This is a genomic window from Pseudomonas sp. H3_E04, from assembly GCF_054668915.1.
Map to the genome: position 1 here is coordinate 1533649 of NZ_CP162797.1, position 21196 is coordinate 1554844.

18 protein-coding genes are annotated in these 21196 nt (G+C 61.3%); 10 read left to right on the top strand and 8 right to left on the bottom strand.

The features are described from left to right. The first annotated feature begins 104 nt into the window (after positions 1–104). The 5 genes from AB4N53_RS06910 (at position 105) to AB4N53_RS06930 (ending at position 6255) form a co-directional block, all read left to right on the top strand. A complete protein-coding gene (locus AB4N53_RS06910) occupies positions 105–1484 on the top strand; it encodes a UDP-glucose dehydrogenase family protein (protein ID WP_460119279.1) in 1380 nt (459 codons plus the stop codon). Positions 1485–1727: 243 nt separating this feature from the next. Continuing rightward, positions 1728–2906 carry an MFS transporter gene (locus AB4N53_RS06915; protein ID WP_460119281.1) on the top strand — a complete coding sequence of 393 codons (1179 nt, stop codon included), beginning with the start codon at positions 1728–1730 and terminating at the stop codon, positions 2904–2906. 156 nt (positions 2907–3062) lie between these two features. Then, positions 3063–3749: an HPP family protein gene (locus AB4N53_RS06920; protein ID WP_460119283.1), complete on the top strand. Its 687-nt coding sequence runs from the start codon at positions 3063–3065 to the stop codon at positions 3747–3749. 244 nt (positions 3750–3993) lie between these two features. Then, the gene (locus AB4N53_RS06925; RefSeq protein ID WP_460119285.1) at positions 3994–5100 is read left to right on the top strand and encodes an enoyl-CoA hydratase/isomerase family protein; all 1107 of its coding nucleotides are present in this window, start codon (positions 3994–3996) and stop codon (positions 5098–5100) included. 3 nt (positions 5101–5103) lie between these two features. Then, the gene (locus tag AB4N53_RS06930) at positions 5104–6255 is read left to right on the top strand and encodes an acyl-CoA dehydrogenase family protein (protein ID WP_460119287.1); all 1152 of its coding nucleotides are present in this window, start codon (positions 5104–5106) and stop codon (positions 6253–6255) included. Positions 6256–6379: 124 nt separating this feature from the next. Here AB4N53_RS06930 and AB4N53_RS06935 read toward each other — a convergent pair whose 3' ends face one another. From AB4N53_RS06935 to AB4N53_RS06965, 7 genes are all read right to left on the bottom strand, one after another. Next, positions 6380–7255 (bottom strand): NAD(P)-dependent oxidoreductase, encoded by an 876-nt coding sequence (locus tag AB4N53_RS06935; protein ID WP_460119289.1) that lies wholly within the window; start codon positions 7253–7255, stop codon positions 6380–6382. Between the two features lie 152 nt (positions 7256–7407). Further along, entirely contained in the window at positions 7408–8181 is a 774-nt protein-coding gene (locus AB4N53_RS06940) for an enoyl-CoA hydratase (protein WP_460119291.1), read from the bottom strand. A gap of 15 nt (positions 8182–8196) precedes the next feature. After that, complete coding sequence (locus tag AB4N53_RS06945; protein ID WP_217848704.1) at positions 8197–9324, bottom strand: acyl-CoA dehydrogenase; 1128 nt, start codon at positions 9322–9324, stop codon at positions 8197–8199. Positions 9325–9472: 148 nt separating this feature from the next. Beyond that, the gene (locus AB4N53_RS06950) at positions 9473–10666 is read right to left on the bottom strand and encodes an acetyl-CoA C-acyltransferase (RefSeq protein ID WP_460119294.1); all 1194 of its coding nucleotides are present in this window, start codon (positions 10664–10666) and stop codon (positions 9473–9475) included. Between the two features lie 12 nt (positions 10667–10678). After that, positions 10679–11440 (bottom strand): SDR family NAD(P)-dependent oxidoreductase, encoded by a 762-nt coding sequence (locus tag AB4N53_RS06955; protein ID WP_460119296.1) that lies wholly within the window; start codon positions 11438–11440, stop codon positions 10679–10681. Positions 11441–11458: 18 nt separating this feature from the next. Then, positions 11459–13123 (bottom strand): AMP-binding protein, encoded by a 1665-nt coding sequence (locus AB4N53_RS06960; RefSeq protein ID WP_460119298.1) that lies wholly within the window; start codon positions 13121–13123, stop codon positions 11459–11461. Between the two features lie 303 nt (positions 13124–13426). Beyond that, a complete protein-coding gene (locus AB4N53_RS06965) occupies positions 13427–14443 on the bottom strand; it encodes an AraC family transcriptional regulator (RefSeq protein ID WP_460119300.1) in 1017 nt (338 codons plus the stop codon). Positions 14444–14733: 290 nt separating this feature from the next. On the opposite strand from AB4N53_RS06965, the gene efeU reads away from it, so the two are divergent. Genes efeU through efeO (AB4N53_RS06985) form a run of 4 tightly spaced genes read left to right on the top strand, consistent with a single transcriptional unit; the run spans position 14734 to position 18931 of the window. Beyond that, entirely contained in the window at positions 14734–15573 is an 840-nt protein-coding gene (gene efeU / locus AB4N53_RS06970; protein ID WP_460119302.1) for an iron uptake transporter permease EfeU, read from the top strand. 8 nt (positions 15574–15581) lie between these two features. After that, positions 15582–16766, top strand: a complete 1185-nt coding sequence (efeO, locus tag AB4N53_RS06975; protein WP_460119304.1) for an iron uptake system protein EfeO — start codon at positions 15582–15584, stop codon at positions 16764–16766. Between the two features lie 15 nt (positions 16767–16781). After that, the gene (gene efeB, locus AB4N53_RS06980; protein WP_460119306.1) at positions 16782–18080 is read left to right on the top strand and encodes an iron uptake transporter deferrochelatase/peroxidase subunit; all 1299 of its coding nucleotides are present in this window, start codon (positions 16782–16784) and stop codon (positions 18078–18080) included. A gap of 26 nt (positions 18081–18106) precedes the next feature. Then, entirely contained in the window at positions 18107–18931 is an 825-nt protein-coding gene (efeO, locus tag AB4N53_RS06985) for an iron uptake system protein EfeO (protein WP_460119308.1), read from the top strand. 105 nt (positions 18932–19036) lie between these two features. Here efeO (AB4N53_RS06985) and pssA read toward each other — a convergent pair whose 3' ends face one another. Further along, positions 19037–20380: a CDP-diacylglycerol--serine O-phosphatidyltransferase gene (gene pssA / locus AB4N53_RS06990; RefSeq protein WP_460119310.1), complete on the bottom strand. Its 1344-nt coding sequence runs from the start codon at positions 20378–20380 to the stop codon at positions 19037–19039. Between the two features lie 213 nt (positions 20381–20593). Here pssA and AB4N53_RS06995 point away from each other — a divergent pair, with 213 nt between their 5' ends. After that, complete coding sequence (locus AB4N53_RS06995) at positions 20594–21157, top strand: TetR/AcrR family transcriptional regulator (RefSeq protein WP_460119312.1); 564 nt, start codon at positions 20594–20596, stop codon at positions 21155–21157. Positions 21158–21196: the final 39 nt, after the last annotated feature.

The following is a 21196-nucleotide window of genomic DNA, read 5'->3' on the forward strand; positions in this document are numbered from 1 at the left end:
GGGCTTTCCCCGAACGGTCTGTTTGCTGCTTCATCAGCACGGTAGGCGAACTGAAACATCGCGCTCTTATGTTCAATGCAGGGAACTGCAAGCAGGAGTGCGGCATGAAGATCACGGTGTTTGGCAGTGGTTATGTCGGTCTGGTGCAAGCGGCGGTGCTGGCCGAGGTCGGTCACGAGGTCGTGTGCATGGATGTCGACGCACAGAAGGTCGAGCAGTTACGCCAGGGCCACGTCAGTATTTTCGAACCGGGGCTGGCCAGTCTGGTGCGTGAGGGCCTGGATTCGCAACGCCTGCAATTCACCACTGATGAACGACTCGCGGTGGTGCACGGGCGTGTGGCGTTCATCGCGGTGGGCACGCCGTCACGGGAGGACGGTTCGGCCGATCTGCGCTACGTGTTGGCGGTTGGCGACGCGATCGCGCGGCATCGCGAGCAGCCGTTGATCGTGGTGGAAAAATCCACGGTCCCGGTGGGCACAGGTGACGCCTTGCGCAGCCACATCGAAAAGGCCCTGATCAAGGTCGGCCGCCTGCTGCAATTCGATGTTGTTTCCAACCCGGAATTTCTCAAGGAAGGTTCGGCGGTTGCCGATTGTCGGCGGCCGGATCGCATTGTTATCGGGTGCGAAGGCACTGAAGTGCGCGATGTCATGCGCGATCTGTACGCGCCGTTCAACCGCAACCACGACCGCGTCCTGTTCATGGACCTGCGCAGCGCCGAGCTGACCAAATACGCCGCCAACTGCATGCTGGCGACCAAGATCAGTTTCATCAACCAGATCGCCGAACTCGCTGAACACCTGGGCGCGGACATTGAAGCAGTGCGCCAAGGCATCGGTGCCGATACGCGAATCGGCTATCACTTCATCTATCCGGGTTGCGGCTACGGCGGCTCGTGTTTTCCCAAGGACATGCGCGCGCTGATCCATAGTGCCGAGCAGGCCCATTGCTCCAGTGATCTGCTGCAAGCGGTCGAGGCGATCAACCAGCGGCAGAAGCACAAGCTCTTTGCGCGCATCAACGCGTTCTACCGTGGTGACTTGCGCGGCAGGACCTTTGCCCTGTGGGGACTGGCGTTCAAGCCCAACACCGACGACATGCGCGACGCGCCGAGTCGGGTGCTGCTCGACGCGTTGTGGGCTGCCGGCGCCAGCGTGCGTGCGTTCGATCCGGAAGCCATGCTGCAAACCCAGAGTCTCTATCCGGACGAATCAAAACTGATGCTGATGGGCACGCCGGAATCGGTACTGGCCGGCGCCGATGCGCTGATCATCTGCACCGAATGGCAACAGTTCAAGGCCCCGGATTTCGAGCTGATCAAACAACGGCTCAACAGCCCGGTGATCTTTGACGGGCGCAACCTGTACGACGCCGAGCGTCTGGCGCGCAATGGCTTTCAGTATTTCCCGATGGGGCGCGGTGAATCGTGCAGGTTGCCGATCACAATGCGGCAGAGGCCGGCGGCGTCTGATGTGGCTTGACCTGCCCCTGTGGGAGTCATTGGTAATTGTGAGGTACACAGACCCTGTGGGAGCGAGCCTGCTCGCGAATACCGTATGTCAGCGACATCGCAGGTGACTGATCCGCCGCCTTCGCGAGCAGGCTCGCTCCCACAGGGAAATCATGTGCTCCCAGGGACGCTGGTGTATCAGCTTGACCGGTGGCGGCTGCCCAGAGAGGATGGCGTTCGCCCCAGGCTTCCCGAATAAGGACATTCCTCTTCCGTGGCCATCTATTCGCCTTTCATCCGCCGGTTGATGCTCGGCTCGCTGACCGTGGTCATCAGCCGCGCCCTGGTCAGTCCGCTGCTGACGCTGTTCCTCAGCAACAAGCTCGGCCTCAATCCGCAGGATGTCGGCTTGCTGCTGGGCATCGCCGTGTTCAGCGCCACGCTGCTGTCGCTGTACGGCGGCTACATCATCGACAAGCTGGACAAGCGCCGATTGCTGATCCTGAGCATGCTCTCCAGCGGTATCGGCCTGATCCTGCTGACCTTTGCGCAGAATCTATATCTGGTGACCGTCGTGCTGATCATCAGCGAAACTGCCTCGGCGCTGTTTCTCATCGCCAGCAAGGCAATCCTCAGTGAACACCTGCCGGTGGGCCAGCGGGTGAAGGCGTTTTCCCTCAACTACACCCTGACCAACATCGGTTACGCGATTGGCCCGATGATTGGCGTGGTGATTGCCGGCGTACAGCCGGCCGCGCCTTTCATCGTTGCCGGCGCGATCGCCATTGGCAGTATTTTCCTGCTGCTCGGCGCGACCAGGGATGCCAGTCCGATAACGTCCGGCAGTGCGCCGCAAAGTTTCCTCAATACGCTGATGATCCTGAAAAGCGATCGCACCATGGTGCTGTTCACCCTTGGCTGCCTGCTCAGTACATTGGTGCACGGACGTTTCACCCTGTACCTGTCGCAATACCTGCTGGTCACCCACAATCAGCAACAAATGCTCGACACCATGGCCGCCCTGCTCGCCTGCAACGCAATCACGGTGATTCTGCTGCAGTACCAGGTCGGTCGCTGGCTCAGCCGCGAACACCTGCGTCACTGGATTGCCGGCGGCACCGCGCTGTTCATCGTCGGGCTGATCGGTTTCAGTCTGGCCGACAACCTGATTGGCTGGTGCGTGGCGATGTTCATTTTCACCTTGGGCGAAATGATCATTTACCCGGCAGACTTCCTCTTCGTCGACACCCTCGCCCCGGAGACACTGCGCGGCAGCTACTACGGCGCGCAGAACCTGGCGGCACTCGGCGGCGGCGCGAGCCCGGTGATTTGCGGGTTTCTTCTGATGCATACGCCCGCGCCGAGCATGTTCTATGCCCTGAGCGGACTGGCAGCACTGGGCGGTTATCTATGTTTCGTCAGCGCACGCCGCACCGCTTCAGTGCAAAAATAGTGCACTAAAACTGCATTTATATGAATTTGTCAGCATCGATTTTGATCGGCAAACTACGCGCGTTCCTCCCCCAATGTTGGAACGTTTCGAGGGCTTTCCGGATATGCCGGACAAGTCCTTTTTTTTGCCCCGGATTTTGCACAGGATCAGTTCTACATGCTTGCTCGCTGGTTGCCCGCCGCCATCAACACTCGCCCCACCGAATGGAGCCGTGCCGCGATCGGCATGAGCCTGGGCACGCTGTTCAGCGTGTGGATGTGCGCGCAGGTATTCGGGCATGACGTTGCCTTTCACCTGATCGGCCCGCTGGGTGCTTCGGCGGTGCTGTTGTTCGCCGTGTCGTCCGGCGCTCTCGCCCAGCCATGGTCGATTCTGGGCGGGTACTTATGCGCCGGCGTGGTCGCTTTGCTTGTCGCCCATGTGCTCGGGCGAACGCTGGGCAGCGCCTGCCTCGCCGCCGGGATGGCGGTGATTCTGATGTGCTGGCTGCGTTGCCTGCATCCACCGGCCGGTGCCTTGGCATTGACGCTGGTACTGGCCGACCCTGCGACCATCGCCATGGACTGGAAAGCCATGGAGCCGGTGATGCTCGGCGCCCTGTGCATGCTCGCCAGCGCGCTGGCCTACAATAATCTGACCCGCATCCGCTACCCGAAACGCCCCGCCGATCCTGCGCCGCCCGTGGTCCCGGTCGACAGCCAGGCGATTACTGTCGAAGACCTGAAACTGGCGCTCGCCGACATGGAAGCCTTCATCGACGTCACCCCCGAAGACCTCGAACGCCTGATCCATGCCAGCGAGCTGCACGCCAAACGCCGCAGCATTACCGAAACCTTCCGATGATCGCCTTGTAGGAGCTGACGAGTGCAACGAGGCTGCGATCTTTTGATCTTGTTTCTTGAAATCCAGAGATCGCAGCCTCGTTGTACTCGTCAGCTCCTACGCGCACAGAAAGCGGCCCTGAGAGAAAAACGCAGATTCCCCCTGCACATATCCCCGTTGTACACGACAAATTTGCACTGTTACGATCCGCTAACGCCCCCACCCGGGCTTCTCGAATAAAGACAATAAAAGCAGGGAGTTACTGATGACAGCTCAGGCTTCATCCCGGCGGACCCCGTCCATGGATGCCATGCAAAACGACGTGCTGGCCGAGGTGCGCAACCATATCGGCCACCTGACCCTCAACCGCCCTGCGGGCCTCAATGCAATCACCCTCGACATGGTGCGTCTGCTGCAACAGCAGCTCGATGCCTGGGCGTCTGACGCCGATGTGCACGCCGTGGTGTTGCGCGGTGCCGGTGAAAAGGCTTTCTGCGCCGGCGGTGATATCCGTTCGCTCTACGACAGCTACAAAAGCGGCGACACGCTGCACGAAGATTTCTTCGTCGAGGAATACGCCCTCGACCTGACCATTCATCACTACCGCAAACCGGTGCTGGCCTTGATGGATGGTTTCGTCCTCGGCGGTGGCATGGGCCTGGTGCAAGGCGCCGATCTGCGCGTGGTCACCGAAAAGAGCCGTCTGGCGATGCCGGAAGTGGCCATCGGCTATTTTCCCGATGTCGGCGGCAGCTACTTCCTGCCGCGCATTCCCGGTGAGCTGGGGATTTATCTGGGCGTCAGTGGCGTGCAGATTCGCGCGGCCGATGCGCTGTACTGCGGCCTCGCCGACTGGTACCTGGACAGCAGCAAACTGGCCCTGCTCGATGAGAAACTCGATCAGATGGAATGGCAGGACACGCCGCTCAAGTCGCTGCAGAATCTGCTGGCCAAGCATGCCGTGCAAACCCTGTCGGATGCGCCACTCGAGGCGCTGCGTCCGGCCATCGACCACTTCTTCGCCCTGCCCGATGTGCCGAGCATGATCGAGCAATTGCGCGCCGTCACCGTTGCCGACAGCCACGAATGGGCGCTCACCACGGCAGATCTGCTGGAAACCCGCTCGCCGCTGGCCATGGCCGTGACCCTGGAAATGCTCCGTCGTGGCAGGCACCTGAGTCTGGAGAATTGCTTTGCTCTGGAGCTGCATCTGGATCGCCAGTGGTTTGCCCGTGGCGACCTGATCGAGGGCGTTCGCGCCCTGTTGATCGACAAGGACAAGTCACCGCGCTGGAACCCACCGACCGTCGCTGAGCTGGACGCTGCGCAGGTCGCAAGTTTCTTCCATGGTTTTGATGAGAGCGGGAGCTGAGCCATGCACGATCTCGAACTGACTGAAGAACAAGTGATGATCCGCGACATGGCCCGGGACTTTGCCCGTGGCGAAATCGCCCCGCACGCCCAGGCCTGGGAAAAGGCCGGCTGGATCGACGATGCTCTGGTGGCGAAGATGGGTGAGCTGGGCTTGCTCGGCATGGTCGTACCTGAGGAATGGGGCGGCACTTACGTCGATTACGTCGCCTATGCGCTGGCCGTTGAGGAAATCTCCGCCGGCGATGGCGCCGCCGGTGCGTTCATGAGCATCCACAACTCGGTCGGCTGCGGCCCGGTGCTCAACTACGGCAGCAATGAGCAGAAACAAACCTGGCTCGCCGATCTGGCCAGTGGGCAAACCATCGGTTGCTTCTGTCTGACCGAACCGCAGGCCGGTTCCGAAGCGCACAACCTGCGCACCCGCGCCGAACTGCGCGACGGCCAGTGGGTAATCAACGGCGCCAAGCAATTCGTCAGCAATGGCAAACGGGCGAAACTGGCGATCGTCTTTGCGGTGACCGACCCGGAGCTGGGCAAGAAAGGCCTTTCGGCGTTTCTGGTACCGACCGATACACCGGGTTTCATCGTCGATCGCACCGAACACAAAATGGGCATCCGCGCTTCCGACACCTGCGCGGTGACGCTGAGCAACTGCAGCATTCCCGAAGCCAACCTGCTCGGCGAGCGCGGCAAAGGTCTGGCGATTGCCCTGTCCAACCTTGAGGGCGGACGCATCGGCATCGCGGCGCAGGCGTTGGGTATCGCTCGCGCGGCGTTTGAAGCGGCACTGGCGTATTCCAAGGATCGCGTGCAATTCGACAAGCCGATCATCGAGCACCAGAGCATCGCCAATCTGCTCGCGGACATGCACCTGCAGATCAACGCCGCGCGGTTGCTGATCCTGCATGCAGCGCGTCTGAGGACGGCGGGCAAACCATGCTTGTCCGAGGCTTCGCAGGCCAAGCTGTTCGCTTCGGAAATGGCCGAGAAGGTCTGTTCGTCGGCAATCCAGATCCATGGCGGCTATGGCTATCTGGAGGACTACCCGGTCGAGAAGTACTACCGCGATGCGCGGATCACGCAGATCTATGAAGGGTCGAGCGAGATACAGCGGATGGTGATTGCGCGCGATTTGAAGAACTATCAGCTCTAAAGGTAGCGTTTCCCTGGCAGGCTGGGGATAGCGCCTTGCAGTGCAAAAGATCGCAGCCTTCGGCAGCTCCTACAGGACAGCGCATTCCAAGGAGCTGCCGACGGCTGCGATCTTTTGATCCTTTTCAATTCTGCCCAGAACGCCTGATCGCCCTCACTCCCAACGCCGCCAGATCACTCTCCCCCTCGCCCAACGCCACCGCATCGAGCAAGTTGTCGCGCAACACACTGGCCACCGGCAACGGCACATGATTCGGCTCGCCTGCTTTCAGCGCCAAGCCGACATCCTTCAAACCCAGACGCAAGGTAAACCCTGCCCCTTCAGTTTCACGCTCGGCAATCTTCGGCCCATAGACCTTATAAGCCGGCGCGGCGAACAGGGTGTTGGTGATGAACTCGACGAAATCGCGATTGCCCACGCCATAACTCTGGGTCAACGCCATCGCTTCGCCGGTGGATTCGATGGCGCTGATCAACATCATGTTGGTGGCGATCTTGAGGATGGCGGCGTTGACCGGATCTTCGCCCATCGGCCAGGTTTTCTGACCCATCACATCCAGCAGCAGCTGAACCCGGGCAATCGCGCTGGCCGGGCCGCCGACGGCGATGTTGAGCTTGCCGGCCTCGGCCAGATCATTGCGCCCGAACACCGGGGCGGCAATCAAGCTGGCGCCGACGCTTTCATGCAGCGGCGCCAGTTCCTTGATGAACTCGACCGACAGCGTGGCCATGCTCAGGTGAATCAGCCCCGGTTTGCTTGAGGCCAACGCGCCGCTGTCGATCAGCACGGCGCGCGTCACCGCGTCGTCGGCGAGCATGCTGATCACCACGTCGGCAGCGAAGGCTTCGCCGGGATCGCTGGCGGCCGTTGCGCCCTGCCTGACCAGTTGTTCGACAGCAGGCTGGCTGCGGTTCCACACCCGCAGTTCATGGCCGGCCTTGAGCAGGTTGGCAGCCATGCCCTTGCCCATGGAACCCAGCCCGATAAATCCGATACGCATGTTGACCTCTGCTCTCGATGTGCAAGAAGGTCAACAGACTAGCGTTAGTGAGTGGGCCTTTAAAAGCTTCGCGAGCAGGCTCGCCCCCACAGGGATCCACCGTCCAATGTGGGAGCGAGCCTGCTCGCAAATGCGTCCGCCCGGACGCCGCATCATTTACCCTGAAATGCAGCCTCACGCTTGGCAATAAACGCCGCCATCCCTTCCTTCTGATCCTGCGTCGCAAACGCGGCATGAAACACCCGCCGCTCAAAGCGCACGCCTTCGGTCAGGTTGACCTCGAACGCACGATTCACGCTCTCCTTGATCATCATCGCAATTGGCAGCGACTTGCCGGCGATCACTGCTGCAACTTTCAGCGCCTCATCAAGCAATTCATCACTCGGCACGATCCGCGCGACGATGCCGCAGCGCTCGGCTTCCAGCGCATCGATCATGCGCCCGCTCAGGCACATTTCCATGGCTTTGGCTTTGCCCACGGCGCGGGTCAGGCGCTGGGTGCCGCCCATGCCCGGCAGCACGCCGAGGTTGATTTCCGGCTGGCCGAATCTGGCGTTGTCGCCAGCCAGGATGAAGTCGCACATCAGCGCCAGTTCACAACCGCCGCCAAGGGCAAAACCATTGACCGCTGCGATGATCGGTTTGCGCCGGTTGGCGACGCGATCGCTGTCGCTGAACAGATCGTCCATATAGATCTGCGGATAGGTCAGCTCGGCCATTTCCTTGATGTCGGCGCCAGCGGCGAAGGCTTTTTTCGAACCGGTGAGGACGATGCAACCAATGTGCGCATCGGCTTCCAGCGTATCCAGCGCGTGGTTCACTTCGCTGACCAGTTGCGCATTCAGCGCGTTCAGCGCCTGCGGCCGGTTGAGGGTGATCAGGCCGACGCGGTCGCGGGTTTCCAGCAGGATGGTTTCGTAAGTCATGAATAAAATTCCTTGTCAGAGATTGCGCGAAATAACCATGCGCTGAATGTCGCTGGTGCCTTCGTAGATCTGGCAGACGCGCACGTCGCGGTAGATGCGTTCCAGCGGGAAGTCGTTGAGGTAACCGTAACCGCCGAGGGTTTGCAAGGCCATGGAACAGACCTTCTCGGCCATTTCCGAGGCGAACAGCTTGGCCATCGACGCCTCGACCAGCGCCGGTTGGCCGCTGTCACGCAAGGCTGCGGCGTAGTGCACCATCTGCCGGGCGACGGCGATTTGCGTGGCCATGTCCGCCAGGCGGAACGCCACGGCCTGATGCTCGATGATCGGCTTGCCGAAGGTGTCACGCTCACGGGCGTAATCACGGGCGGCTTCGAACGCGGCGCGGGCCATGCCGACGGCTTGCGAGGCGATACCGACGCGGCCGCCTTCGAGGTTGGCCAAGGCAATCTTGTAGCCCTCGCCCTCCTCGCCAAGGCGGTTGGCAACCGGCACTTTCACATCTTCGAAGAGGATCTGGCAGGTGTCGGAGGCATGCTGGCCGAGTTTGTCTTCGACCCGCGCGACTTTGTAGCCTGGCGAGTCGGTCGGCACGATAAACGCGCTGATCCCGCGCTTGCCCGCACTCGGGTCGGTCACGGCAAACACGATCACGATGCCGGCGTTCTGCCCGGAGGTGATGAACTGTTTGCAGCCGTTGAGCACGTAGTGATCGCCGTCCAGCCGCGCGCGGGTTTTCAGGCTGCTGGCATCGGAACCGGCCTGCGGTTCGGTCAGCGCGAAGGCGCCGAGCATGGCGCCGCTGGCCAATGGTTTGAGGAAGCGCTCGCGCTGGTCGTCATTGCCGAACTTGAGAATCGGCACACAGCCGACCGAGTTGTGCACGCTCATGATCGTCGAGCACGCACCGTCGCCGGCGGCGATTTCTTCCAGAGCCATGGCGTATGCCAGGTAGCCGGTGTCACAGCCACCCCACTGCTCCGGCACGAGCATGCCGAAAAAGCCCAGCTCGGCCATCTCGGCGATGGCTTCCCTGGGGAAACGGTGCTCGCGATCCCACTCGGCGGCGAACGGCTTGAGCCGCTCCTCGGCAAACTGCCGGGCCATGTCGCGGATCTGGGTTTGGTCTTCATTGGGGATCATGGTGAGTCCTTGAATGTCAGTCGCACAACAGTCCCCTGTAGGAGCTGCCGAAGGCTGCGATCTTTTGATCTTGATCCTGATTGTGAAAGCAAGATCAAGAGATCGCAGCCTCGTTGCACTCGTCAGCTCCTACAGGGGGCGGTGTCGGTCAGTAAACGCATTCCACAGCCATGGCCGTGGCTTCGCCGCCGCCAATGCAGATCGCTGCAATGCCGCGCTTGAGCTGTTTCTGCCGCAAAGCCGCGAGCAACGTCACCAGAATCCGCGCCCCCGATGCACCGATCGGATGGCCCAGCGCGCAGGCGCCGCCGTGCACGTTGAGCTTGTCGTGGGGAATCTCCAGGTGCGTCATCGCCGCCATGCCGACCACCGCGAACGCCTCGTTTACTTCAAACAGATCCACCTGATCCAGCGCCCAACCGGTCTTCTTCACCAGTTTCTTGATTGCGCCGATCGGTGCAGTGGGAAACAGGCCCGGGGTATCAGCGAACGCCGCGTGGCCATGAATCACCGCCAGCGGCTTGAGGCCCAGTTGCTGGGCGTGGGACTGGCGCATCAGCACCAGCGCCGCCGCGCCGTCGGAGATCGAGCTGGAGTTGGCCGCCGTGACCGTGCCGCCCTCGCGGAACGCCGGTTTCAGCGAGGCAACCTTGTCGAGTTTGGCTTTTGGCGGCTGTTCATCGTTGCTGATGACCACCTGCTCTTTGCCGACGGTCACCGTCAGCGGGACGATTTCGTCCTTGAAGCTGCCGTCCTTGATCGCCTGTTGCGCGCGGGTGGTCGAAGCGATGGCGAAAGCGTCCTGCGCTTCGCGGCTGAAGCCGTTGGCCTCGGCGCAATCTTCGGCGAAGGTGCCCATCAGGCGGCCCTTGTCGTAGGCGTCTTCGAGGCCGTCGAGGAACATCGAATCGAGCACGCGGCCATGGCCCATGCGATAGCCGGCGCGGGCACGATCGAGCAGGTACGGCGAGTTGGACATGCTTTCCATGCCGCCGGCGATCACCACGTCGGCACTGCCGGCGAGCAGCATGTCGTGGGCCATGATGGTGGTCTGCATGCCCGAGCCGCACATCTTGTTGACCGTGGTGCAGCGGGTCGATTTATCCAGCCCGGCACCCAGCGCAGCCTGGCGTGCCGGCGCCTGGCCGAGGCCGGCGGGCAGTACGCAGCCGAACAGCACTTCGTCAACCGCGTCGCTGGCGACACCGGCGCGTTCGACCGCAGCCTTGATCGCCGCCGCGCCGAGTTGCGGTGTGGTGAGGCTTTTCAGTTCACCTTGAAAGCCGCCCATCGGGGTGCGGACGGCGCTGACGATAACAATCGGATCGTTGGCAGTAGTCATGACTAATCCTCTTTACTTGGCGGCCATGCGCAAGGCGCCGTCGAGACGGATCACCTCGCCGTTGAGCATGCTGTTTTCGATGATGTGGCGCACCAGCGCGGCGTATTCGGCGGGCTTGCCCAGGCGCGGCGGGAATGGCACGCCGGCGGCCAGCGAGTCGCGCACTTCCGGAGTCATGCCGGCCATCATCGGCGTTTCGAAGATGCCCGGTGCGATAGTCATCACGCGGATGCCGAAGCGCGCCAGTTCGCGGGCGGCCGGCAGGGTCAGGCTGGCGATCGCGCCTTTGGATGCGGAGTACGCAGCCTGGCCGATCTGACCGTCGAACGCTGCGACCGAGGCAGTGTTGATGATCACGCCACGCTCACCGTCAGCATTGGCCTCGCTCTCGGCAATCGCCGCAGCGGCCAGACGCAGCATATTGAAACTGCCGATCAGGTTGACGTTGATCACCTGCGCGAAGCTGCTGAGTGCGTGCGGGCCGTTCTTGCCGAGGATCTTCTCGCCACGCACGATACCGGCGCAGTTGACCAGGCCATTGAGGCTGCCAAACGCGGCGATCGTCGCTTGCACCGCCGCTTCGGCAGCCGCCTCATTGCTGATGTCGGCAACCACACTTTGCGCACCGAGGCGCTGGGCCTGAGCGGCGACGGCTTCGGCGTTCATGTCGACCAGCATGACTTTGGCGCCGGCACTGACCAGCAATTCAGCGCTGGCGGCACCGAGGCCTGATGCGCCGCCGGTGACGATAAAAACCTTGTTCTCGATCTGCATGACGGTGTTTCCTTGGATTCAAGCTGAAACGTTGTGCGCCGCGGCCTCTTGAGCCTTGGCGATTTCCTGGTTGCGCAAGATAAAGCGCTGCAATTTGCCACTCGGGGTCTTGGGCAATTCGCTGACAAATTCGATTTCACGCGGGTACGAGTGCGCGGCCAGACGTTTGCGCACGTGTTGGCGCAGTTCTTCGGCCAACTCCGGCGCAGCGCGGTACTGCGCACTCAGCACAACGAAGGCTTTGACCAGTTCGGTGCGCTCCGGGTCGGGCTTGCCGACGACCGCCGCTTCGACCACGGCCGGGTGTTCGATCAGGGCGCTTTCCACGTCGAACGGGCCGACGCGGTAGCCCGAAGTGGTAATCACATCATCGCTACGGCCGACGAAGCTGATGCTGCCGTCCGGGTTCCACTCCACGGTGTCGCCGCTCAGGTAGTAGTTGCCGACGAAGGCCTTGGTCGGCGCGCCTTCGTAGCCGCCGAACCAGCACATCGGCGACTGCGGGCGGTCGATGGCAAGAATGCCCGGCTGACCGACGCCGAGTTCGTTGTATTGCTCATCGAGCACGACGATGCGATGGCCCGGCGAAGCGAAACCGGCGGCGCCGACATGCACCGGGTGCTCGAGGCCGTGGTGGTTGCACAGCACCATGCCCAGTTCGGTCTGGCCGTAGTGATCATGGATGGCCACATCGAGGTTGTCGGCGAACCAGCGGATTACTTCCGGATTCAGTGGCTCACCGGCGCTGCTGACGATACGCAGCTTGCCCTTGATCGATCTGGCAAATTCCTCTCCCCCTGCAATCAGCAGTCGATAGGCCGTGGGTGAGCCGGTGAGATTGGTAATGCCGTATTTGTTGATCACCCGGCAGGTGCTTTCGAGAGTGAACGGGCCATCGTAGAAGGTAATCGGGTGGCCCAGCGCCAACGGCCCGGTCACGCCGAAATAAATGCCGTAGGCCCAGCCCGGATCGGCGACGTTCCAGAACGCATCTTCAGGGCGCAAGTCCACCGCATCGCGGGTGTAGCTCTGGAAGGCGACGATGGCTTTGAGCGGCACCGACAGCGCTTTCGCAGGCCCCGTGGTGCCCGAGGTGAACATCAGCAGGAACGGGTCTTCGCCAGTCAGCAACGTCGGTTCGCAAACATCGGAATGGTTGGCCAGCTCAGCCCAGAAGCTGAAATCACCACGGACAATGCCCTGACCTTTCACGCCGGCAACAGTGACGATGGTCGGACATGCGCTGACTTCATCCAGCTTCGGTCGGTTGATCGCGTCGGTGACCACGACTTTCGCCCCGGAACTGTTCAGGCGATGTTCGAGGGCTTTCGGCCCGAATGCAGTGAATAGCGGTTGATACACCGCGCCGATGCGCCAGGTGGCGAGCACGGTGATGAGTAACTCGATGTTGCGTGGCAGCAGGCCGGCGACCTTGTCGCCCTTTTGCACGCCTTGAGCGAGGAGGAAATTGGCGAAACGCGCGGCTTTGTCTTGCAGATCAGTGAAGGTGTAAGTCGCACTTGAGCCGTCGCGACCTTCCCAGAACAACGCAATGCGCCCCGGCAAGGCATGGCGGTCGCAGCATTCGACGCAAGCGTTGAGCGCAGCGAGCGTGCCGCTGAGCGACGCGTCGACGGTGTGCTGATAATCGAACTGTTCGGTGGCAGACAAGTAATCGCGCATTGCCAGAATCCCTCGGTGTTTTTATTAGGCTGGGAACCGTAAACAACACAGGGATAGTCGCGCCGCGCGGGGTCTGGGGCAATGGTCAAAGTTATCAACGTGGCTGACTGGTTTGGCCAAGAGTTGGGGCCGCATGCCCTGTAGGAGCTGACGAGTGCAACGAGGCTGCGATCTGTTGATCTTGACTTTCACCATCCAGATCCAGATCAAGATCAAGATCAAAAGATCGCAGCCTTCGGCAGCTCCTACAGGGGGAACGCATTTCAAAAATGTGGGAGCGAGCCTGCTCGCGAAGGCGTCGGGTCAGACAACCTCATTGAGGATCAGTGTGCGGTAATGCCCCGGGTTCGACCCCGACCACTTGCGAAACGCTTTGTAGAACGAACTGGCATCAGCAAAGCCCAGCCGCGCAGCAATCTCGACGAAACTGATCGAAGGTTCCGCCAGCCAGGTAATCGCCAGCTCTTTTCGCACGCTGTCTTTGAGCCCCTGATAAGTCTGCCCCTCCTCGGCCAGACGCCGGCGCAGGGTCGAGGCGGACATGCACAGTTGCTGGGCCAGCGCTTCGGTTTCCGGCCATTGCTCGGCGGGCAGTTGTCGCAGATCCTGCTTGATCCGGCTGGCGAGGCTGTCGGGGTCGCGGTACTTGACCAGAATGTTGGCCGGCGCCTGGGCGAGAAAACGCTTCAGCTCTTCGGCGCTGCGCTTGATCGGCAGATCGAGGCAATCGGCGGAAAAAATCATCCGTGTCCGTGCTCGCTCGAAACGCAGGTTTTCCGAAAACATCACCCGATAATCGTCAGTGAAATCCGGCTCCGCGCAGCGCAGTTCAATCGCCAGAATCGGAATCCGCCGCCCGGCCAGCCAGCACGCCACGCCGTGCACGATCATCCAGTAGGTGAAATAGGTGAAGGCGCGGCGCGGCTCGGCGTCGTCTTCGAGCAGGACGATTTCGGCCAAACTCTGCTGACGCACCAGTTGCGCCGGCAGCTTTTCGAGCATCAGCGACAGGAACGTCAGACCGCTATCCAGCGCCGCCGTCAGCGTCGGCTGTGCCATGGCGCTGTGACACAGAAACGCCAGACTGCCGGACTTGAGCTTGCGCGGGTCCATGCCGAAGAACTCGTCATCACAGCGCCGTGCCAACAGGCGCCAGAGTTTGGCGTATTGCGAGGCCGGCACCCTGCCCTCGTCGGCCGTTAACAGGGCCGGATCAATACCGACCTTGCTCAACGCCTCATCGGTCGCCGCGCCCGGGGCACAACTCTGCAGCAGCGCTTCGCGCACCAGTTGAATGGCAATGGTGTCTTTTTCCGCCATGGAGCGAGGTAAGCCTTGTTGTTTTTGGGTGGTGGGCATCTTAACCCAGCTGCTGAATTCACCGCAGGGCCAATGTGGGAGCGAGCCTGCTCGCGAAAGCGGTGTGTCAGATGAAGATGCCTCACAGGCACATCGCGTTCGCGAGCAGGCTCGCTCCCACAGGCAATCTATGCGGGACGAAGATGGCGTTCGTTCAGCTAAGGTTCAGCTAAATGTCAATGAATGCCATTTGGGAATGAGTGTCATTATGTTACAACTTAGCCTCCTATCTAAATCGCTGTGGCTCGCCAATGCTCGTCCCCTTTTTGATCATGTTGCGCGAAGGCATCGAGGCCGCGCTTATCGTCGGCATCATCGCCAGTTATTTGCAGCAGACCGGCCGTGGCCAGTGGATGCCGGCCGTATGGATCGGCGTTTTCCTCGCTGCCGCACTCGCCTTGCTGGTCGGTGGTGGCCTGGAACTGGTCAGTGCTGAATTTCCGCAAAAGCAGCAGGAGCTGTTCGAAGGCGTGGTCGGTCTGGTCGCGGTGGGCATTCTCAGTTCGATGGTGTTCTGGATGCGCAAGGTCGCGCGGTCGATCAAGCATTCCCTGCAAGCCTCGCTCGATCAGGCGCTGACGGCATCGAAGCATCAAGTGATTGCGCTGATCGCCATGGTCTTCTTCGCCGTCGCTCGCGAAGGTCTGGAAACGGTGTTCTTCCTGCTCGCCGTGTTCCAGCAAAGCGAAGGCCCGGGCGCGCCGATCGGCGCCCTGCTCGGCCTGATCCTGGCGGTGATCGTCGGTTTCCTGATTTACAGCGGCAGCATGCGCCTCAATCTCTCGGCGTTCTTCAAGTGGACCGGATTGTTCATCCTTGTGGTCGCCGCAGGCATCCTCGCCAACTCGGTCCAGGCGCTGCATGAAGCCGGGCTGTGGAATCACCTGCAAACCGTGCTGTTCGACTTCAGCGCGACGCTGCCGATGGACGGCCCGCTGGGCTCGGTGCTGGCCGGTATGTTCGGCTATCAGGACGCGCCGACCGTCAGCACCCTCGGCGCGTATCTGCTTTATCTGCTGCTGGCGCTGGTGATGTTCTTCATGCCCGCGCCCCGCCAGGCAACGCCAACGACTTCCGTTTCCAGCCAATAAGGGCACCCATGTCTGACATTCAAACCCCTCGGGCCCTGCGTTGGGCGCTGGCCGGCTCGGTAGTGCTGATGATCGCCGCTGGTGGATTGTTCTGGTACGCCTCGAACATGGCCGCCGCCAAGCGTCAGCACAACCACGACGAAATCGTCGTCAACATCCATCCGCACAGTTGTGAGCCGAATGCCCTGACGGTGCCGGCCGGCCGCGCCAGTTTCCGCATCGTCAACCGCTCCGAGCGTGCGGTCGAGTGGGAAATTCTCGACGGCGTGCTGGTGGTCGAAGAGCGGGAAAACATCGCCCCGGGCCTGAGCCAGGTGATCAACGCCAACCTGCAACCGGGCGACTATGCAATCACCTGCGGCTTGCTCAGCAACCCGCGCGGCACTCTGCACGTGACACCGACGGCAGCCTCGGATGCCGCCGCCAAGGCCAAGCCGTCGATGGTGGCTTTCGTCGGGCCGCTGTCGGAATTTCGTGTGTATCTGGCCGTTCAGGGCAGCGCGTTGATCAAAGCGGTTACGGCGCTGGATCAGGCAATCGCCAGTGGTGACATGGCGCAGGCGCAAGCGCTGTACCTGCCGGCGCGTGCGGCTTATCAGCGTCTGGCGCCGGCGGCGCAGCGCCTGGCCGAGCTGGACAATCAGATCAATGCCCGCGCCGATTATTTCGAGAAGCGCGAGCAGGATCCGGCGTTCGTCGGTTTCCATCGCCTCGAATACGCGCTGTTCCAGCAACGCAAACTCGACGATGTCGCGCCGATTGCCCAGCGCCTGCTCACTGACGTCACCACACTCAAAGAGCAGTTGCTCGCGCAGTCACTGCCGCCGGAGCAACTGGTGAGCATCGTCGTGCGCAACCTCAACAGCCTCGCCGAGGTGCGCGCTGGCAGCGGCGAAGAAGAACGCTACAGCCACAGCGATCTCAACGGTTTCGCCGCCAACGCGCAAACCGCGCGCAAAGTCGTCGACCTGTTGCGAACGATGCTGAGCAAATCCTCCGCAGACGTACTGGCGAATGTCGACCAGGCGCTGGGCGACCTCGATAGCCAGCTCAACGCGTTCAAATCTGCCGACGGCTACGTCAGTTACGACGCCGTGACCGCCGCGCAACGCCAGCAGCTCGCCGCCAAAGCCAAGGCCCTGGCCACGGCGCTGAATGGCATCGACCCCGCCCTCGGCCTTTCCGACCTGTAAACAGAAGACCATCCGATGAACGATTCAGAATCTCCCAACCTGCAACGGCGCCGCGTGCTGATGGGCATGGGCGCTGCCGGCGTCGCTCTCGCCGGATCAGCGCTGAGCTGCCCGGCCATGGCCGCGCTGCCTGCGCAAGTCACCGAAGCGCCGAGCAGCGACAAGACCGAAGACCGTCACGACTTCCACGGCGTGCACCAGACCGGCATCGTCACCCCGCGCCCGGCCTCCGGGATGCTGGTGGCGTTTGATGTGCTGGCCTCTGATCGCGAAGACCTTGAGCGGCTGTTCCGCACCTTGAACGAGCGCATCGCGTTTTTGATGAAGGGCGGCCCGGTCGCGCAGATCGACCCGAAACTGCCGCCGCCGGACTCCGGCATCCTCGGCCCGGTGGTCACCCCGGACAATTTGACCATCACCGTTTCCGTCGGCGATTCGCTGTTCGACGAGCGCTTCGGCCTGGCGGCGGCAAAGCCCAAGCGCCTGCAACGCATGGTCGGCTTTCCCAACGATGCGCTGGACGCCGATTGCTGCCATGGCGACCTGAGCCTGCAGTTCTGCGCCAACACCGCTGATACCAACATTCACGCCCTGCGCGACATCGTCAAGAACCTGCCTGACCTGCTGCTGGTGCGCTGGAAACAGGAAGGCAGCGTCCCGCCGCAAGCGCCGGCCAAACCCGGCGTACCGGCGCAGTCGGCGCGCAACTTTCTCGGTTTTCGCGACGGTTCGGCCAACCCCGATTCCAACGACGCCAAGGCCATGGACCACATCGTCTGGGTGCAACCGGGCAGCGACGAGCCGGCCTGGGCTGCCCATGGCAGTTATCAAGCGGTGCGCATCATCCGCAACTTCGTCGAGCGCTGGGATCGCACGCCGTTGCAGGAGCAGGAAAGCATTCTCGGCCGGGTCAAAAGCAGCGGCGCGCCCATCGGCGGCCACAATGAAAGCGAAGTGCCGGATTACAGCAAAGACCCGGCCGGCAAGCTGACGAGGCTCGACGCGCACATTCGTCTGGCCAACCCACGCACCGCCGCGACCCAGGCCAATCTGATCCTGCGCCGGCCGTTCAACTACTCCAACGGCGTCAACAAGAACGGCCAGCTCGACATGGGCCTGCTGTTCATCTGCTATCAGGCCGACCTGGAAAAAGGCTTTATCACCGTGCAGACCCGCCTCAATGGCGAGCCGCTTGAGGAATACCTCAAACCGGTCGGCGGCGGGTACTTCTTCACCCTGCCCGGCGTGACCGGCGACGCCGATTTCATCGGTCGCTCGTTGCTGGCTGCCACCTCCCACAACAAAACCGCATGACACCCAACCGACACTGGAGCCGCCCCATGAAAAAGACGCCACTCGCGCTATTGCTGACCCTCGGTTTGCTCAACACCCCGCTGTCGGCGTTCGCCGCGACTGCGCCGCTGGATCTGGTGGGGCCGGTGTCGGACTACAAGATCTACGTCACCGAAAAACTCGATGAACTGGCCAGCCACACCCAGCAGTTCACCGACGCAGTGAAGAAAGGCGACTTGGCCACCGCGCAGAAGCTCTACGCGCCGACACGGGTGTATTACGAGTCGATCGAGCCGATTGCCGAGCTGTTCAGCGATCTCGATGCGTCCATCGACTCGCGCGTCGACGACCACGAAAAAGGCGTGAAGGCCGAAGATTTCACGGGCTTCCACCGGATCGAATATTCGTTGTTCGCGGAGAAGTCCACCAAAGGTCTGGATGCGTTGGCTGACGGTTTGAACAAGGACGTGCATGACCTGCAAACCCGTGTTGCCGGCCTGACCTTCCCGCCCGAGAAAGTCGTCGGCGGCGCGGCGGCGCTGTTGGAAGAAGTGGCGGCGACGAAGATTTCCGGCGAGGAAGACCGCTACAGCCACACCGACCTGTATGACTTCCAGGGCAATATCGATGGCGCGAAGAAGATCGTCGACCTGTTCCGCCCACAGATCGAACAGCAGGACAAAGCGTTCGTCGCGAAAGTCGACAAGAACTTCGCCACGGTCGACAGGATTCTCGCCAAATACAAAACGGCGGATGGCGGCTTTGAAACCTATGACAAGGTCAAGGACAACGACCGCAAAGCGCTGGTCGGGCCGGTGAATACCCTGGCGGAAGATTTGTCGATGATGCGCGGGAAGTTGGGTCTGAATTGATTTTTTAGCGTCTGGTCTGGCCCCTTCGCGAGCAGGCTCGCTCCCACAGTTGGAATGCATTTCCCTGTGGGAGCGAGCCTGCTCGCGAAAGCAATTCCGGACGCGCTAGAGAATCCTGTAGAGCAACCGCTCAATCCTCACCCGACTCACCCGCTTGAGAAACTTCGCCACCCCTGCCGGATAATCCGGCAGTGTCTCCAGATTCTGAAAACTGTCGATCCGCGTGGTATGGCGGAAGATGTTTTCCAGCTCTTTCGCCCGCGGCTCCTGCCACTCGCCCTTCGGGTCTTCGATCAGCAGTGCGTTTTCCAGATCAAGACGGAACGCCCGTGGGTTGAGGTTATTGCCGGTCAGCAAGGTGTAACGCTGATCGATCCACATGCCTTTGAGGTGATAGGTGTTGTCACCGTCGCGCCACAAGTGCAGGTTCAACTGGCCGCTGTCGATGCTGTGCTGATGGCGTTTGGCGAAGCGGCGCAGGCTGATCTCGTACAGATAGGGCAGCGCGGCGATTACCTTGAACGGCTCGCTCGGCGGAATGTAGAAATCGTTGGCGGTCTTGTCGCCGACCACGATATCGATCTTCACGCCACGGGCCAGCGCTCGGTTGATCTCGCGGATCACGCCCAGGGGCAGGTTGAAGTATGGCGTGCAAATGGTCAGCTGCTTTTGCGCGCTGGCGATCAGTTCGAGAATCGCGCGGTTCAGCGGGTTGTTCTTGCCGACCCCGAGCAATGGCGTGACCGACAGCCCTTCTTTGCTGGTACTGCCCGCACCGGTGTCGTACGTCGCGTACTTGAGGCGACTGCGCAGGTCACCGATGTCGTTGCGCAGGCTGCGGGTGGTCGGCAGGTTGGGCAGGTCGAGGCGGTGCACGGCTTTTGATTCGATCAGGCCATGCTTGACCAGATGATGCATCGAATCCGCCAGCTCACGACTGTGCAGCACGTGGTAGCGGTCGAAGCGGTACTTGTCGAGTTTGTGCAGGTAGACATTGTTGAGGCTCGCGCCGCTGTAGACCACCTTGTCATCGATCACGAAGCCTTTGAGGTGCAGCACGCCGAACAGCTCGCGGGTCTGCACTGGCACGCCATAGATCGGCACTTCGCTCTGGTGCGTGCGAGTCATGTCCTGATACCAGGCGGCATTGCCCGGTTGCTTGCCGGCGCCGATCAGACCGCGCTGGGCGCGCAACCAGTCGACCACGACGGCGATTTCCAGCTCGGGACGCTTGAGCTTGGCGGCGTGCAGGGCGTCGAGGATTTCCTGGCCGGCTTCGTCTTGCTGCAGATACAGCGCAACGATGTAGATGCGTTGGGTCGCTGCAGCGATTTGCTCAAGCAGGCAGCGTCGGAATTCAGCAGCACTGGACAGAATGCTCACCGCCTCGGCGGTCAGCGCGAAGCTGCGCAGTTTGGGCAGCAGAGAACGTTTGAAAAGCAACGGCATAAGGCTCGCAAGGTTCGATTCCGAAGAGTTTGAGAGCTTACACCATCGTCTGCGCCGGGTCTCGTCAGCGTCAGTAATGGCCCCTTCGCGAGCAGGCTCGCTCCCACCGTTGAAATGCATTCCCCTGTGGGAGCGAGCCTACTCGCGAAAGCGCTTTCGCAGTCACTGAAAAACCCCTTGACCAAGAAGAACACTCGTTCTACTGTTCGCCACATGAACAAATCAATCAGCAACGACACATGCGACATCATTCTGGATGTTACCGAAAAGTTGATCTACAAAAGTGGCATCGCTGCCACCAGCATGGATCTTCTGGTGAAGACCGCCGGCGTCTCCAGAAAAAGCATTTACCGTTACTTTGCCGACAAGGACGCGTTGGTAGTCGCAGCCCTGCAACGACGGGATATTCGCTGGATGCATTGGTTCAGGAGCGCTGTCGACCAGGCCGAAACCCCGGTTGATCGACTGCTAAACCTGTTTAACGTGCTCAAGGGCTGGTTCGACTCGGAAGGCTTTCGCGGCTGTGCCTTCATCAACACCAGCGGCGAAACCGGGGATCCTCAGGATCCGGTGCGGCTGGTTGCCAAAGAACACAAACAGAAGCTGCTCGACTACGTGTGCGAGCTGTGTACCGAACATGGCGCCGAGGATCCGCAACTGCTGGCCAGACAGTTGCTGGTTCTGATTGAAGGCGCCATTACCGTAGCGCTTGTGATGGGTGATCACAGTGCCGCCGATAATGCGCAATGCATGGCGCGAAAGTTATTGGGCCTGTAACTCTTAATAAGCCGGACTTGTTGTTCATACACTAAATGA